The organism is Budvicia aquatica DSM 5075 = ATCC 35567, assembly GCF_000427805.1.
GTDB lineage: Bacteria > Pseudomonadota > Gammaproteobacteria > Enterobacterales > Enterobacteriaceae > Budvicia > Budvicia aquatica.
The window spans coordinates 22325-40400 of record NZ_ATYS01000001.1; the positions used below are offsets into that span (position 1 = coordinate 22325).

At 47.5% G+C, this 18076-nt stretch carries 9 protein-coding genes; 7 read left to right on the top strand and 2 right to left on the bottom strand.

From position 1 onward, the window contains the following. Nucleotides 1–99 precede the first annotated feature (99 nt). On the bottom strand, nucleotides 100–939 hold the full coding sequence (gene ispE / locus YWE_RS0100170) for a 4-(cytidine 5'-diphospho)-2-C-methyl-D-erythritol kinase (RefSeq protein WP_099044175.1): 840 nt from the start codon (nucleotides 937–939) through the stop codon (nucleotides 100–102). Beyond that, nucleotides 939–1565: a lipoprotein insertase outer membrane protein LolB gene (gene lolB / locus YWE_RS0100175; protein WP_036014655.1), complete on the bottom strand. Its 627-nt coding sequence runs from the start codon at nucleotides 1563–1565 to the stop codon at nucleotides 939–941. Before lolB ends, ispE begins: the two co-directional genes overlap by 1 nt. Before the next feature lie 224 nt (nucleotides 1566–1789). Between lolB and hemA the strand changes: the two genes are divergently transcribed. From hemA to YWE_RS0100210, 7 genes are all read left to right on the top strand, one after another. After that, the gene (gene hemA, locus YWE_RS0100180) at nucleotides 1790–3052 is read left to right on the top strand and encodes a glutamyl-tRNA reductase (RefSeq protein WP_029092694.1); all 1263 of its coding nucleotides are present in this window, start codon (nucleotides 1790–1792) and stop codon (nucleotides 3050–3052) included. A gap of 30 nt (nucleotides 3053–3082) precedes the next feature. After that, complete coding sequence (gene prfA, locus YWE_RS0100185; RefSeq protein ID WP_029092695.1) at nucleotides 3083–4168, top strand: peptide chain release factor 1; 1086 nt, start codon at nucleotides 3083–3085, stop codon at nucleotides 4166–4168. Continuing rightward, nucleotides 4165–5001, top strand: coding sequence for a peptide chain release factor N(5)-glutamine methyltransferase (prmC, locus tag YWE_RS0100190; protein ID WP_029092696.1), 837 nt, complete (start codon nucleotides 4165–4167; stop codon nucleotides 4999–5001). The genes prfA and prmC overlap by 4 nt, the downstream gene beginning before the upstream one ends. Before the next feature lie 168 nt (nucleotides 5002–5169). Continuing rightward, entirely contained in the window at nucleotides 5170–5562 is a 393-nt protein-coding gene (locus YWE_RS0100195) for a SirB2 family protein (RefSeq protein ID WP_036014575.1), read from the top strand. Further along, nucleotides 5559–6374, top strand: a complete 816-nt coding sequence (gene sirB1, locus YWE_RS0100200) for an invasion regulator SirB1 (protein ID WP_029092698.1) — start codon at nucleotides 5559–5561, stop codon at nucleotides 6372–6374. The genes YWE_RS0100195 and sirB1 overlap by 4 nt, the downstream gene beginning before the upstream one ends. A 34-nt stretch (nucleotides 6375–6408) precedes the next feature. After that, the gene (gene kdsA, locus YWE_RS0100205; RefSeq protein ID WP_029092699.1) at nucleotides 6409–7263 is read left to right on the top strand and encodes a 3-deoxy-8-phosphooctulonate synthase; all 855 of its coding nucleotides are present in this window, start codon (nucleotides 6409–6411) and stop codon (nucleotides 7261–7263) included. 688 nt (nucleotides 7264–7951) lie between these two features. Next, the gene (locus YWE_RS0100210; RefSeq protein WP_071605804.1) at nucleotides 7952–17929 is read left to right on the top strand and encodes an autotransporter outer membrane beta-barrel domain-containing protein; all 9978 of its coding nucleotides are present in this window, start codon (nucleotides 7952–7954) and stop codon (nucleotides 17927–17929) included. The last annotated feature ends 147 nt before the right edge of the window (nucleotides 17930–18076 follow it).

An 18076-nucleotide genomic window follows, 5' to 3' on the forward strand; every position in this document is an offset into this window, starting at 1 on the left:
AAATCTAACTCATAAATGATATACGAAAACAGAGAACACTTAATACGGTAAACAGCGCTGACTCCGAGGGTAGCTTTGGTTACCGTATTAAAGTAGAACTCATTCTTGCCTTGAGAGTACGGTCTGCAACGGGGAGGTATTAATTCCTCGCGCAACAAATCCATGTAACCACTCAGGGGCTTTTTTTAATACATCACGGGCCGCAGATTCTGTATCGAATTCGGCAAATACACAAGCGCCGGTTCCAGTTAATCGTGACGGGGCATATTCTAACAGCCAAGAAATGAGCTGTTCAACCTCGGGGAACCTTTTTCTTGCGATTGGTTCACAATCATTGGAAAAAGGGGCGTTTAAAAGCGTTAATAATGAACGTTTTGGTGTATTTCTGATTAATTCCGCATCGGAAAAAATAATTGGGGTCGGAATATGAACGCCCGGATGAGCAACGAGGTACCATTTTTCTTGTGGATTGGCCGGTTGAAGTTTTTCTCCAACGCCTTCGGCAAACGCAGAATGACCAAAAATAAATACCGGAACGTCGGCACCCAAAGTTAATCCAATTTCACATAGCTGTTCAACTGACAGGCCACATTGCCATAAATGATTGAGGGCAACTAAGACCGTTGCCGCATTTGATGAGCCACCGCCCAAACCGCCGCCCATGGGCAGAACTTTATTAATCGAAATATCTGCGCCCAACGGTGCTGAACTATACGACTTTAGCAATCTGGCCGCACGGACAATCAGGTTACTTTCATCGGGTACGCCATCAATGGGGGTTAACAGGCAAATTTCACCGTCATCACGCAATGCAAAGTTTAGCGTATCGCCATAGTCGATAAACTGGAATAAGGTCTGCAAGTCATGGTAGCCGTCGGCACGGCGGCCGGTGATATAGAGGAATAAATTGAGCTTAGCGGGAGAGGGCCAGTTCACCATTATTTCAGCGTCCAGTTATCCATTTTCAATTTAATGCGGTCATCACCGTGAACAATCTCTAGCAGACCAGGAAGCGCCGGTTTGCTATTGGTATCATACTTTTGGTAATCAACCGTCCAAACTTCGCCGCCCTGAGTGAGGGAGATTTTTTGCAGGCGGCCTTCAGGCGTTAGGGTAAATTCTTTCGCTCCGGCAGGTAAACCCAGCATCCACTGGCGCATATTATTCAGTGGAATATTCATGCCGGTCATTTCTTGAATCATTTTCTCAGCATCATCACTGATATAGCGCTGACCTTTATCATCCGTTAACTGGACCAAGCCGGGTTGAACGTTAAGTTCCATTACCGTATTACCTAGCGGATTTGTTAACAATAGGCGGTAGCGCTCAGGCTCGTCCTGCTGCCAGAAGAAACGGGCATAAACTTTTTGCGATGAATTTATATAGGCGAATGAACCACGGGTCTGATATTGCGTCAGCGCTGTAACCTGTTTTTGGTGCTGCTGCCATTCCGGTGAAGAGGTGGTTGTGGTGCTATCAGTTGTACCCGTAAGGGTACACGCGGTTAATAACACGCTCGCCAATGGGATTAGTTTTAAAAATGTAGTGGTCCGTATATATGCCATGATGTTCTCGCCGATATCCTGTCTGTAGCCGATAACGCTAATAGCCTGACGGCCAAACGTCAATCGTATTATTAAATCCGAATAAACTATACCTATTTAGACGTATTTCATCTTGCCAACGCGGTGCTGGGGAATGTGTCGCTTTTATTGATTGTCTGCATCAAGTAGAATGGACGCTCAAACCGTGAATCAATGAATGAAAGAACTATAATAATAGCCGTTTAATGACCCTGCTTGCACTTGGAATCAACCATAAAACCGCCCCTGTATCATTAAGAGAACGTGTTACTTTTTCTCCGGATACGCTGGGTGATGCATTACAAAGCCTTCACCAACAGCCGTTGGTGCAGGGCGGTGTTGTGCTGTCTACCTGTAACCGAACTGAACTCTACTTAAGCGTTGAACAAGATGACAATGCTCTACAGCAATTAGTTAATTGGCTGTGCCAGTATCATAAGTTATCACTGGATGATTTAAAGAAAAGCCTTTACTGGCATCAGGGTATTGATGCGGTTAATCATCTGATGCGGGTCTCTTGCGGGCTGGATTCTTTAGTGCTCGGTGAACCTCAGATTTTAGGCCAGGTAAAAAAAGCCTTTGCCGAGTCTCAGGAACGGCACAAGCTTAATACTGAGCTGGAACGGTTGTTCCATAAGTCATTTTCAGTAGCAAAACGGGTTCGGACTGAAACGGATATTGGCTCCAGTGCCGTTTCCGTTGCCTTTGCCGCCTGTTCTTTGGCCCGCCAGATCTTTGAATCGATGTCTGAAGTCAACGTTCTGTTAGTCGGCGCCGGTGAAACTATTGAACTGGTGGCCCGCTATTTGCGCGAACATCAGGTTAAGAAAATGGTGATTGCCAACCGGACTCGCGAACGCGCTCAAGTATTGGCTGATGAAGTTCAGGCCGAAGCTATTACGCTGCCTGAAATTGATGAGCGTTTATATAAAGCCGATATCATCATTAGTTCGACCGCCAGTCCGCTACCTATAATCGGAAAAGGCATGGTTGAACGCTCGCTGAAAGCCCGACGTAATCAGCCGATGTTATTTATCGATATTGCCGTTCCGCGCGATATTGAACCTGAAGTTGGTAAACTCTCTAACGTTTATCTGTATACCGTTGATGACCTGCATGCCATTATTGAGCACAACTTGTCTCAGCGAAAAGCGGCGGCCGTTCAGGCCGAAGATATTGTTAAGCAAGAAAGCTTAAACTTCATGGAGTGGATGCGTTCGCAATCAGCGGTGTCCTCGATCCGTGATTACCGCTCTATGGCGGATAATATCCGCGAAGAGCTGGTTGAAAAAACCCTTATTGCTATTCAGCAGGGCGCAGATGTCGAAAGTGCGGTTAACGATCTTTCGCGTAAGCTGACCAATCGATTGATTCACGCTCCAACCAAATCACTTCAGAAAGCGGCCAGTAGCGGCGATCTGGAACAGTTAAATTTACTACGAGATAGCCTCGGGCTGGATCAATGTTAGTTTCCTTTTATTCATAGGGTTTAGGCACGCATGAAACCTTCTATTATTGCTAAATTAGAAGCTTTACAAGAGCGTCATGAAGAAGTTCAGGCGCATTTAGGTGATGCAGACGTTATCGCCGATCAGGACCGTTTTCGGGCACTTTCCCGCGAATATGCTCAGTTAGGTGATGTTACGGCATGTTTTAGCCAGTGGCAGCAGGTTCAGGAAGATTTAGCAACGGCTGAAATGATGCTAAGCGATCCTGAAATGCGCGATATGGCCCAGGAAGAAATTAATCAGGCTAAGCAAAGAACAGAAGAGCTCGAGCAACAACTACAGGTTCTTTTACTGCCCAAAGATCCTAATGATGAGCGCGGTTGCTTTCTGGAAGTTCGGGCCGGTACCGGCGGCGATGAAGCGGCTATTTTTGCCGGTGACTTATTCCGTATGTACAGCCGTTATGCTGAAACCCGTCGTTGGCGGGTAGAGATTATCAGCGCCAACGAAGGTGAACATGGCGGTTATAAGGAAGTGATTGCGAAAGTTTCTGGCGATGGTGTTTATGGCAACCTGAAGTTTGAATCCGGCGGGCATCGGGTTCAGCGAGTGCCTGAAACAGAATCCCAAGGGCGTATTCACACGTCGGCCTGTACTGTTGCCGTAATGCCTGAAATCCCAGAGGCTGAGCTTCCTGATATTAATCCGTCAGATCTAAAAATAGATACGTTCCGTTCCTCCGGAGCGGGTGGTCAGCACGTTAATACCACCGACTCAGCGATTCGTATTACCCACTTACCTACCGGTATCGTGGTTGAATGCCAGGATGAGCGTTCCCAGCATAAGAATAAGGCAAAGGCTTTATCCGTTTTGGGTGCCAGAATTCGCGCGGCTGAAATAGCCAAACGTCAGTCAGAAGAAGCATCAACCCGTCGTAACCTGTTGGGTACCGGCGATCGCTCTGACCGTAACCGTACCTATAACTTCCCGCAGGGAAGGGTGACCGATCATCGCATTAACCTGACCGTTTACCGTTTAGACGAAGTGATGGAAGGGAAGTTGGATATGTTGATTCAGCCTATTGTTCAGGAATATCAGGCGGATCAGTTGGCAGCACTTTCCGAACAAGACGCATGACTTTTAATCAATGGTTAGAACAAGCTATCGCCAGGCTAGACGGTGGCGATAGCCCTAAGCGCGATGCGGAAATTTTGCTCGGTTTTGTCACCGGGAAAACCCGCACCTTTTTAATGGCATTTAGCGAGACCTTACTTACACCGGCACAAGCGTCAGTGTTAGATGAACTGTTGGTGAGAAGAGAGCAAGGGGAGCCGATTGCTTATCTGGTGGGAACCCGAGAGTTCTGGTCGCTGATGCTGAAAGTCTCACCAGTTACGCTTATCCCTCGTCCAGATACTGAAAAACTGGTTGAGCTGGCGCTGGAGCGTTTACCGACAATCGATTGTGATATTCTGGATTTAGGCACAGGTACCGGGGCGATTGCTTTGGCCTTGGGCAGCGAACGTCCCGATTGCTCAATTACGGGGATTGATTATCAGCCGGAAGCTATCGCTCTGGCTCAGGATAATGCCGATAATCTGAATATTAATAACGTTCATTTTGTTCAGGGTGACTGGTTTACGCCACTGACTGAGTGCTATTTTGATATGATTGTTAGCAATCCCCCTTATATTGATGAAGAAGATCCTCATCTGTCTCAGGGTGATGTTCGCTATGAGCCCGACAGTGCACTTATCTCTGCTCAGCAGGGTTTTGCTGACCTTCAGCACATTATTGAAAGTGCGCCAGAGTATCTTAAGCCCGGAGGCTGGTTATTGCTGGAACATGGCTGGACCCAAGGTGAACAAGTGCGTGGATTATTCAAACAGCATAATTTTGAACTGATCGCCACGCATCTGGACTACGGCGGCAATGAGCGTGTTACGCTGGGCCGTTGGTTCAAACACTGATACTTTATACCCGTAATCCTTTAGGTTGCATTTTTGTTGGCGGTGCTCACTTGTCCGAATCACTTACCTGAGTAAGCTCATCGGGACTGGTTCTCTTGCTGCCGCAATGCAATTCGAAATATTTTGGGTATATAAACGTTAAAAACCGATAAACAGGAATTGCTCCCTATGTATGTATGGATAAAGCATCTGCATGTTCTCACTGCAGCTATTAGCATCACATTGTTTGTCCTGCGTTTTTATTGGAAGTGGCGCGGCGCGGCGATAATGCAACAGCGTTGGATTAAAATAGCGCCACATCTTAACGATACGATTTTATTCGTCACCGGTATTGTACTGATCTCATTAACTCAGTTTTATCCGTTCACCGTGCAGGGCGTCTGGATGACCGAGAAATTAATCGGGGTCATTATCTATATTGGTTTAGGTCACGTCGCTTTGGGCAAGAGAGCGCGGAATCAGATGGTTCGGGCGACAGCCTTTATGTTGGCCATGATCTGTGTGTATTTCATTGTTATATTAGCCGTAAATAAAATGCCGTTACTTATGGGGTATGCATGAATAACGAAGACGTCACTGATTTTGAGTTTGATGATAATCCATTGCATGAAGGGATTTATCGAATTACACGTTTTATTCGCGATGACTTCCCGGAAGAGGATGTTCGACGCGAGTTGGATGTATTAGCTGAACGTGCCAAAAGCATTATTCCCGATGATATTGATGAAGAGCAGCAGTTGGAGCAGCTGTTGCATCTTTTCTATCATACCTGGGGATTTGGTGGCCCGGGCGGGGTGTATAACCTTTCAGATACGTTATGGTTGGATAAGGTGCTAAAAACACATCAGGGAGCCCCTTCAACCTTGGGGTTGATTCTGATGTATATTGCGCAACGTTTAGATATTGCTTTATATCCGGTGATATTTCCCACCCAGCTATTGGTTAAAGCAGAATGGCTTGACGGAGATTACTGGGTGATTAATCCATTAGACGGCGAGACCTTAACCTGCAGAATGCTTGATGTCTGGCTAAAAGGGCATTTTGGCATTACGGCTAATTTAGGTAATGACGATTTGAGTGACGCTGATAACAGCCATATTATTATGAAGTTGTTAGGCTCCCTTAAAGGGGCTCTGATGCAGGAGAATAAGCCAGAAATGGCGCTAAGAGCCAGCCAGCTTGCCCTGAGCTTTGATCCGGAAGATCCGTATGAAATTCGGGACCGTGGCTTGATATATGCTCAACTTGATTGCAATAAAGCAGCAACAACCGATCTTAACTATTTCGTTGAACATTGTCCGGAAGATCCGGTATCTGAAATTATAAAAATGCAGATCAATAGTATTGAGCAGGGAAATGTGACGCTGCATTAAAATTTGATTATTAAAGACTAAGGAATAAAACGGTATGAGTCAGAAAGTAGTTAAAATTGGCGACATTGATGTAGCAAACGATCTTCCATTTGTACTGTTTGGTGGTATGAACGTGCTGGAGTCGCGGGATTTAGCCATGCGTATTTGTGAGCATTACGTCACAGTTACGCAGAAGTTGGGCATTCCTTATGTGTTTAAAGCCTCTTACGATAAGGCTAACCGTTCATCTATCCACTCCTATCGTGGACCGGGAATGGAAGAGGGCATGCGGATATTTGAAGAGCTGAAAAAAGCATTCGGTGTGAAAATCATTACCGATGTGCACGAGGCCGCTCAGGCTCAGCCAGTTTCTGAAGTGGTTGATGTGATTCAGCTACCGGCATTTTTAGCCCGCCAGACTGACTTAGTTGAAGCCATGGCGAAGACCGGCGCAGTGATTAACGTTAAAAAACCCCAGTTTGTCAGCCCGGGGCAAATGGGTAATATCGTCGACAAGTTTAAAGAAGGCGGTAACGACCAGGTTATTTTATGCGATCGCGGTAGTAACTTTGGTTACGATAATCTGGTTGTTGATATGCTGGGCTTTAACGTTATGAAGCAAGCGACCGGTGGTCACCCTGTTATTTTCGACGTGACCCACTCTTTACAGTGTCGCGACCCGTTTGGTGCCGCATCGGGTGGTCGTCGTGCTCAGGTTACTGAACTTGCTCGTTCAGGTATGGCGATTGGTATTGCCGGATTATTTATTGAAGCTCATCCTGATCCGGCTAATGCGAAGTGCGATGGTCCTTCAGCCTTACCGCTGGATAAATTAGAGCCGTTCTTAAAGCAGATTAAAGCGATTGATGACTTAGTGAAAAGTTTCCCTGAGTTGGATACCAGTAACTAATTTTCAGATTTAGTGGCAGGGAAATAATGGCTACATGGTTATTTCTGCTGACGCTTCCCCTATTGGCCGTGAAGGTAAGCCTGCTTTCGCGGCCTGTTAATACTCCCCAATCAAACGTTGAGTTGATGTGCAGGTAGACTTAGCCACTGTATGTTAGTTCTATCTATATATAAAATTCTATATATTCATTAATGCATTCTATTTAAAACTGAGTTAGACGATGTGAAAATATAATGCCTAAATATCTAATCAGTTTATAAGTGAAATTATAATATTCAAATATATTGTTGAGAGAATGATTCTCTATTTAAATATATAGTTGAATGAATAATTCCCCATTTTTACATATTTAGATCGTTTATCTTGAGTTTGTTTTTATAATGTGGCGTTTAATCCTTAATTGTAATCATTAACAGTTTTTTATAATTATTTATTTAAGTTGCTCGATCTATAATTTCAAATTAACCCTTTGACATGATATTATATTTAAAATGATACTTTAATGTCATTTTTAACTTATTTTATTTTAAATCATTAGCTTAACTATGCTTATGGCTTTGAGCGGCATTCGCGTCATTGATTCATTTTTGTGTTTTTATGCAAAAGAATATTTTTTATTATTAATATCAACTAATTGTAGTTTAAACAATTATGGTCTTTTCTTTCAGGCAAAGTAAGGGAATATAGAATGAATAGAATATATCGAATAATATGGAACAGTGCGTTAAGTCGATGGGTGGTGGCCTCGGAACTCAGTAGAGGAAAAACAAAAAGTAAATTAAGCTCCGCGATATCCGATTGCACGTTAACGTCTATGCTAAATACTCATCGATTACTGCTGAGAACGTTGATAAGCACCATACTGATTAGTACTGCAACTGCCGGCGCTGCAGATATCACTATTGACCCGACAATTACACCCGACATGTATAACTATTATGCTGGTACTACGTTGATTAACGGCAATACGGTCAATATGACAGGAAATACGTCATTTACCGGATCATCGGGTATCAATAGCGCATCGATGACACTGATCAATGGTTATAAGGCCGGTTATATTACTGGGGCTGATGACCCGAATGATTTATATGTGATTAATTCCGGTGCAAAAAATGCCAGTGCATTAGTCGCCGATCCGGTTACCGGTGGCGCGATAGTGGTCAATACCTATGACAGTAGCAAGATAGTTCAACTTGCCGGCGGTGGAACGTCGACCGTAGGGATCTATTTTCCTACCGCAGAGGGTAAAGGCCCATTTGTTCAGTCACAGATTGCCAACGTTACCGGGGGCGGGGTACTAAACTTTTCGGTCAGCGGCGTTATTGGTAACGGTTCGGTTAAAGACACTGTATATATCAATGTAAACGACGGTGAGGCAAACTGGAATTCAGTCAATACGGTACAGTTCGCTAATAACTCAAGCAATAACGTTGGCCCTGATTTAAGCCCCTTAACCTGGAAAGTCACTACCCAGACGTACAGTGGGACTTTTACGGTTAACACCGCTGATGGTCCACAGCCCCATACCGTTAATAATATTAACGATCTCAGAAACTATAATAGCTGGCTGATTCAACAACTGACGGACGGTAAGCTTGGCAGCGGTAATGATGCACAAAGCAATTATGACGCTGCATTTACCGCCGCTTACCGCTCATCGGTTCATAGCTATGACGTAAACCGCAATCCGCAGTCAATTCCGGATACCGACCCAATATTTATTCCTCAAGGCATTCGTGCTGCAATGGCCGCTGACGGTGTCAATGCAGTAGCGCGAATCGGCTCTACTGGTGCAATTACCTCTTCTTCTGGTTATGGCTTATATGCCTATAACGGTGGAACGGTGATTAATGAGGGTAAGCTGATAACTTATGGCCCCGGCGTATTAGGGGGGATTTATGTCGATACCGGTGGTCATGGAATTAATAACGGGTTGCGTTTTTACAGTACAGAAAGTGGCGTACGTACCGAATCGGGTACCGATACGGTGACCGGAGCCGGTTCAACTTATATCAATAATGGCACCATGAACTTAGCTGGCTGGAGCTGGAACACCACATCCAGCGTTCAATCAACGGCGTTAAGAGTTAATAGTGGTGCTGTTGCGACCAATTATGGTGCAATTAATGTAGGTACTACTCCGCTGCAAGCATTGAGCTTTCTCGTCGGCATTAATATGGGCGGTACCAATAGCCGCTTTATTAATGAAACTGACGGGGTGCTGTATTTGGGACGAGGGCAAAGCTACGACACCACGTCGGCGTCAATTGAGCGTGGTGGCGATGATGTGGAGCAGCCGAACGGTGGTCGTCTCGTACACATTGGCGGTAGCGGCGGGACGGTTAATAATAAAGGTACCATGATTATTGGTGATAAGGTCCAGAATGGCACGGCCTTATTTGCAGCGGTAACTAGCGCCGTTAACGTGGTGAATAACGGTATTATTGAAGTCCGTGGTCATTACAGTGCCCAACCTATCAGTAATTATGGCATTCGCAGTGCAAGTACGGCGTCTAATACTGTAGTCGATAATGCCGGAATTATTAACCTAACGGGTATGAATGTCATAGGTATTCATGCGTTTAACGGTGGTAAAGCTTCATCCAGCGGGGTTATCAACGTTGCCGGAGGCGCTGAGCCGGCAACCGGCCTGCGTAACTATGGCATATGGTCTCAGAATGCTAATAGTAAAATTACGCTTTCAGGCACGGTGAATTTAGCCGGTGACGGCGCAATTGGCGTTCATGCCCGCGACGGCGGCAGTATCGGGATTGAAGGTTTAGGCCAGATAAACTTTGTCTCCGGTACCGATCAAATTGGTTTCTTTGTCTATGGCCCGTCCGCCCAGTTGACCAATACTGGTGCCGGTGTCATGAATGTTTCTACTGAAAACTCCACCCTGTTTCGCATGGAAGATGGCGCTGATTTTACCGGAGGCAGTGGCGCCAGCTCAGTACTGACAGCGTCGGGGAAAAATTCTACGTTAGTAATGGCTACAGGGCTGACCGGTGGTGATGTCTCTGCGTTTAATTCTGGCGGTATGACGCTTAATTTAACCGGAGAAGGGTCAACCGGTGTTTTAGTTGAAGGCGGGGCTCAGGGAAAAATAGATGCTAACGCCATCATCAATTTATCCGGGGTGGGGGCGATTGCCGCCATTGCCGATGGTCAAAAGCGCGATTTGTCCGGTAATGTCGTTGGTTCACCGGTAGCGGGCGTGTTGAGTAATGAAGCGCTAAATGCTGGCGCAGCAGGGTTTGGTCGCGGAACGGTATTGGTTGCGGGTGCTAATCTGAACTCATCGCTGGACAATGTAACCGGCTATATCGCCCGTAATCATGCGAGCTTAACTAACTCCGGTAATATTACCTTCAGCGGTAAAAACGCGACTGGCATTCGGGTAGCGGAAGGCGCCGTCGGGGCCAACAGTGGAAATATTACGCTCGACGGCTCTGGCAGCGTTGGGCTAGTGGCGACGGCTGATACCACTCATACCCAGTTGAGTTCTACCGGCAATATTGTTCTCAACGGAAACTGGAATGGTGTTGATGATGGAACTCGCACCACTGGCGTATTGGCTAATGGTAGTCAAGTGGCGGTCACCGTAGGTGATGGTGTTAATGAGGCATCAATTAATTTGAACGGTGCCGGTGCTGTTGGGGTTCATGCCTCCGGCGGTAGTACCGTGACGCTAAAAGACAAAGTGGCAATTAATTTCGATACCACGAAGTCACAGCAGGTAGTGTTTTGGATCGAGGGGGAAGGGTCTAAAATTATCACTCAGGCTGGTAACGTATTAACCAATGTTATTGGCGATGGCGCAACGCTGTTTTTTGTCACTGATAATGCCACGCTATCAGGTGCGCTGAACTTAAATTTGGCTGGCGTTGCAGGCAGCGATAAGGTCACTTCGGGTATTCGGGTGCGTGGTGGCGGCGCGCAGGCAACGCTATCATCAGGTAGCCAGATTACGGTAGGTACCCATGCCACTGGCGTACTGGCTGAGGCGAGTGGTAAAGCGGTCATTGAGCAAAATGTGACCTTTAGCGTAACCGGCAGCAATGCGGTGGTGGGTAAATCGACCGGCAATGGCGCGATAGTAGAAAATCATGCCTCAGTGACTTCCGTTGCTGGCAGTAGAGGTTCAACAGCATTTTTAGCTGAAAATGGCGGTTTAGTTGATAACAAGGGCAATATTGACCTGTCATCCGGTATCGACCATACGGCAATTGATGTAGATAACGGCCACGTGATTAACACCGGTAATATCAGCGCCAGTGGCACAGCGGTCCACATTAAAGGTGCCCGCAGCACAATTAATAATTCTGGCGTAATTACCGCCACTGACGGTGTGGCAGCCATTCACGTTGATGACGGGGCCGGGCTGGACTTAAGCGCGGTTTCTGGCAGTGGTACCATTATTGCCAAAGGCAGCGCCGACGGTATTTTACTGGATCAAGGCGCATTGGGTCTTAACGTTGCTAATACTGTGATTGATATGAGCGATACCACCTCCAGCGGTATTGGTATTCATAACGTGGCCGGTATTGCCGGTATTCAACTGGATAATACTGAAATCAAGGTTGGCGGTAGCGGTATTGGTATTAAAACCGGTGCTTCATTGGCGTTAACTAATTCGGGCTCGATTAGTGTGACTGACGGCACGGGTATTTTATACCTTAACGAAGACGGTAGCGCGATGGCAGCTAATATCGACTTCTCACAATCAGCGGATCTGACTATTAACGTTGACGGAAGTGGCATTGGCGTTAAAGCTACGCTGGACGGACATGAACGCACGGTTAACACCGGTGCCAGTGTCAATATCAGAGCAGCCAGTGGGGGTTCTGCCATTGATGTGGCAGGGGCTAAGTCGGTCACTAACTCCGGTAATTTGATCTCCCGGTCAACCGTAGCTGACGGTAATGTGTTGAACGTACATGGGGCAGATACCATTAGCAACAGCGGCACTATTGCGTCCTCGTCGGCGAATATCGCAGCGATTGCCATGTCAAATATCGGTAATAAAACCTTCACCAATACCGGCAGCATCACCGGATTTGTTGATTTTGCGACCGGTGATAACCTGATTAATCTGGCTGGCGGCAGCTTGGTCGGTAATGTGAAAGCCAGCGGAGGCACAAATACCGTGATGGCTTCCGACGGTTCGCTTCATGTCGGTGATGTGATTTTGACCGGCTCTAAGGCCCAAACCGTGACAGTTAAAGGAGGTTCTACGCTGGGTAATCTGGTGATGACCGGCTCCGGCGATCGCCAGACAGAGGTTAAACAGTTATCTACGGTCGGCACCGTGACCTTGGGGGACGGGAATAATCAACTGCTGGTTGACGCGTCGAATGCTGGCAATATCACTACGGGTAACGGCGACAGCACGCTTACCTTTATCAACGCCAGTCTGAGTGATATCGCTACCGGTAATGGTAACAATCAACTGAATTTATATGGCACATCAGCCGCAGGGGCGCTAATTACCGGCAGTGGCAATAATCACCTGACTTTGCAAGACAGCGCCAGTATCGGCAGCTTTGTCGGTGGCAATGGCAATAACATATTGGTGATAAAGAATAGCGCTACCTTTGGCACTCTGGATGCAGGTACCGGCGGGGCCGATGATAGCCTGGCCTTTGACGGGATAGATTACACTTTAGCAAATACGGCCGATATCCAACATTTTGATCGACTAAATCTGACTAACGGGACTGGTTTTACTACTGCACAGCAGATTCAACTGGGCGATACGGCATTATCAGCCGGTCGGATTGTTATTGACGGTACGTCATCGCTAATACTGAACCCGGTTGCAGCCTATACCCTGAACCATGAACTGAATGGTTCAGGTTTGGTGGATGTACAGTCCGGCACGACTTTTGATTTTGGTGTGGCGTCCGGCCATCTGTTTAGCGGTCTGGTACAGATGAACAGCACAGACTTTGCGCTGTCCGGCCTTAATTCTATCGCATTGACCAATGCTGAACTGTCAGTGATGGGTAATAACACCACGACCGTAGGCTTGGGTAATCAGACTATCGGCAGACTGACATTAGACGGTGGTACGATAGATTTCGGCAGCCAAATTCCGGGGGGAATTATTTCCCGTGGCACGATTACGGTCAATGATTTAAATGCATCTAAAACCGGACAGGTGAAACTGGTACGCAGTAGTATTGATAGTGCGGCTGTCACGGTACCTGACCAGACCCTCGGCTTGCTGGATCAGCAGAACCAGACTCTGATACAGCTGGTACGTGCCACCGCGGTAACCGGTCATGCAGGTAACCTGAACCTGACCGATGAAAACGGCAATATCATCAGTGCATCCACCGGTATAGCGGTTATGCAGGGCGGAGTTCATGCGGCTGATGCTGTGTATGATTATCGCCTGACCACTAAAGATAACGGTGGTAATGCCAATGGACTGTATGCCGGTTACGGCTTAAGTCAACTGAACTTGTTAGCTCAAGGGGGTAATCGGCTGGTGATTAATACTGCCGCCAGTAATGAAAAAGTGCTGTCGGCTAAAGTAATCGGCAGCGGTGATTTAGGCATTTATGCCGCTGACGGTAGCGGGGCGTTAACGTTAAGCAATCTGAACAACAACTATACCGGTGCGACCGATTTGCAAAACGGCACCTTGATTACTGCAACCGACAATGCGTTGGGGCAGACATCAACCCTGAATCTGGCAGTATCAACGACGGCGAACATGAACGGTACAGTCCAGACTATCGGGGCGCTGAACGGCACAGCAGGGTCAACGCTTCAACTTAATGGCGCTAACCTGACGTTAACCAATGGCGGTACGTCATCCGGTTGGTTAACTGGAGCGGGTAACCTAACGGTAGCTGGCGGTACTTTGACGGTTAAGAATGCCAATAGTGCACTAAGTGCCACTACCACGGTCAGTCACGACGCAGAGGTGCGACTGAAAGACGTTCAGTCGTTGGGCTTTGGTGAAATTGTTGCTGACGGAAAAGTGACGTTGAGCAACATAAATGGCACGTTTGCTAATAGGTTTTCTGGCAGTGGTCAGTTGAATAGCCATGCCGGTAGCAATGTGCGCTTAATCGGTAATAATTCCGGTTTTACTGGCGCAATAGATATTGATTCCACATCGGTTCTGACGGTCAGCGAAACGCAACAAATTGGTGGGGCGAGCGGTATTCTTAATGCGAATCGATTTATTGTTGATAATGCTGAATTCATGACGCTGGCAGCAATAATCAGCGGTAACGGTGAACTGGTGAAAACCAGTGCCGGTACTCTGACCGTATCCGGAAATAACAGCTACTCCGGCCAAACGGATATTCAGAACGGTACACTGGCGATATCTTCTGATACCCGTTTAGGTAACGGTCAGGCGACTAATCTGACGGTCCTGAACGGCGGTCATCTGCAGATAACTGCCGATCTGATATCAAACCGCCATGTCACTCTGGCGAAGGCCGGTAGTGTGATCGTTGATCAAGATAGAACGGCCGTGATGAACGGTTGGGACGATCTGAATACCAGTACCAATTCGTTTACCAAAGCGGGTGCCGGAACATTAATCTGGACTGGTAATAACAGTGCCAACACTGCTCAGGTCAACGTAAGCGGTGGTACGCTACAGGTGGATAACCTGGCGCAATTGGCCAGTGCGAACGGGGTGGTGAACTTAGGCGCCGGCGGTACGCTGACGATTTTGAAAACGGTGGCTGATAACGTTGATTTTACCCGTCAACTGAGCGGTAGCGGTAAACTGGCAGTGAATCTTGGTGGTCAGGATAACGATTTTAGCCTGAACAGCACGTCAGCAGGCGGTCACTTCTCCGGACTGGTTTCTATGGACTCGGGGCGCTTGATGCTCAATGCTGATGCTGAAAACACGCTAAGTCAGGCCATGTTACAACTAAATATTCAGGGCAGCACCAAGCTGAATGGCACCCGGAACATTGGGGGCCTGACGATGAACGGCGGCCAGTTAGAGGTGGATTACAACGCCATTGATTACCTGCCTGAAGGTTTTCTAACGGTCAACACGCTGGACGTCACCGGTGGCGGTAATCTGGCTATTACTTCTCCGGGTAATCTGCCAAACCTGTTACCGACAACCGGTGCTTCGCTATTCGATCAGGATGATAATGCCGGCGATCGGATAGTAGCGGCATCCGCAGTTAACGGTGTCGGTAGCCAGTTGGCTATCACGCGGGTTGACGGAACCGCGGTCGCGCCGGATACCATTATTACGCTGACACAGGGTGTGACTCAGGTCGGTAACGCCCACTACAATTATTTTGGTTCAGTGAAGTCTGACGGCCTGTATTTGGGCTATGGATTAACTCAGCTCGATGCCTTCGCCGGTCAGTCGGTGATACTGGATAACAGTAACGCGGTTGATAATGGGCTGGGGGCTAAACTGACCGGTGACGGCGGTTTCACTATCAAAGCTACAGGCACGGTCAGAATTGGTAATGCCGCCAGTGACTATACCGGCGTAACCGATATAAATTCCGGCAACGTAGAGCTAATAACCCACAACGGTTTTGGACAGACGTCAGCGCTAAATATGCACAGTGGAACCAGTCTGAATATGAACGGTAACCGACAGGCTATTGGTGAACTGAATTCCATGCTTAATAGCGTACTGGCGCTAAACGGTGGTGAACTGACGATTAACGCCGGTGGTCTGATAGACGGTAATCTGACCGGAAACGGTCAGTTAAACCTGACCGGTGGTATCCTGACTTTGACGCAAAATAACCGCCAGTTTACCGGTGCTACCCATATTGATGTTGACGCTAGCGCCCGACTGACTGCATCTCAAGGTTTAGGACAGGGCATTATTACTAATGAAGGAAGGCTGAATATTGATTCGGCAAAAGGGACTTTACTTAATAGTCTGAAAGGCGGCGGTGACACATTGCTGACTAACGGTGCAGACATCACATTGGTGGGTGACAGCAGCGGTTATTCCGGTAGCTTTACCATCGACGCTGGTACCATATTAACCGCCACCGAGGTATCGCAGCTTGGTAGTGCTGTGATTAATAACGTAGGGACGTTTGTTGCTGATGCAACCGGACTGTGGACGTTAGATAACACCATCAGTGGCAGTGGTACTTTTGTAAAACGCGGTAGCGGTACGGTACAGGTTGACGGTGATAACCTATCCGTCAGTCTGACTGATATCGAAAATGGTTTGCTGCTGATTGGTGGTGCGCCTGCGGGGAGTATTTTAAACCGTGCGGCTTCTGCGAACCTGCTCGGCGACGTGATTATTCGTAAAGACGGCGCATTAGGTGGTTACGGTACGGTGACCGGCAATGTGAGTAACAGCGGTAATTTACTGATGGGACACGCATTAACCGGTAACGCTGAAGGGGTGTTCACCATTAATGGCAACTATCATGGTGATAACGGCACGGTGGTGTTCAGCCCGCAACTGGACGACGATCGTTCAGCCACCGACCGCTTGGTAATTACCGGTGACAGTACCGGTCAGAGTACGGTGATGGTGACCAGTGCCCGTGGCGATGGGGCATTAACCACTGACGGTATTAAGCTGATTGACGTGCAGGGAACTTCTACCGGTCAGTTTGCACTCAGCGGCCGGGCGATTGCCGGCGCCTATGAGTACTTCCTGTATCAAGGTGCTATATCAACGCCGGATGACGGTGATTGGTACCTGCGTTCAGTCTTGAATTCAGGCAATCCGGACCCGTCGGTCTACCGGCCGGAAGCCGGTGGATATCTGGCAAATATGGCTGCTGCGGGTAATTTATTCAGTCTGCGATTAGAAGACCGTGAGGGGCGGGCCGAGAACTCCAGTATGTGGCTGCGCCAGACCGGTTCGCGTAATAAACACCGTGATAGCAGCGGTCAGTTGCATACCGCCACTAATAGTTATGTCGTTCAGGGGGGCGGAGAAGTGTTCGGTTCTGATATCGCTGACACCGGACGTTTCGGTTTAGGCCTGATGGCTGCTTACGGTAAGGCTGATAGCAAATCGAACTCACGCACTACCGGTTACCAAGCAAACAGTACCATTGATGGTTACAGTACCGGGGTTTACGGCACTTGGTATCAGAATGCCAGAACGCTGAACGGGGCTTATGTGGACAGTTGGATTCAGTACAGTTGGCTGGATGCGGAAGTAAAGGGGCAGGAAGTTGCGAATGAGTCCTACGATATGAATGGCTTCAGTGCTTCGGTTGAAACAGGCTATCGATTACCGGTGTATCAAGGGTTGAATGGTGATGTGTATTTTACCCCGCAGGCACAAATTGTCTGGAATGGTATTAAGGCTGACGATCATACTGAAGCTAACGGCACCCGAGTCAGATCTTCGGGCAATGATAACGTTCAGACCCGTTTAGGCATGAAAGTCTCTCGTGATGGTGTCAGCGATCGGGATAAGGGTCGCAATAAGCTATTCACTACTTATGCTGAAATCAACTGGCTATACAATAGTCAACAGGCGGGAGCCGTGATGGACGGCGTTGAAGTGAAGCAGGGCGGTAGCCGACACGTGGCCGAATTGAAATTGGGGGTCGAGGGGCAGTTGAATCAACATATCAATCTATGGACCAACGTTGGTCAACGGTTGGGTAATGAAGGCTACAGCGATACCTCAGTGAATTTAGGCGTCAAGTACCGTTTCTAAGTCAAAATATATGCGTGCAGCAATTATTGCTGTACGCATTTTTAACTGACCAAAGAGCCGTTATTATAATTTATTTGTATTCAAATTTTTTCATGAGTAAATGTCATATTTTACAACGAATTAATTACCAATGAAATTAATAGAGTA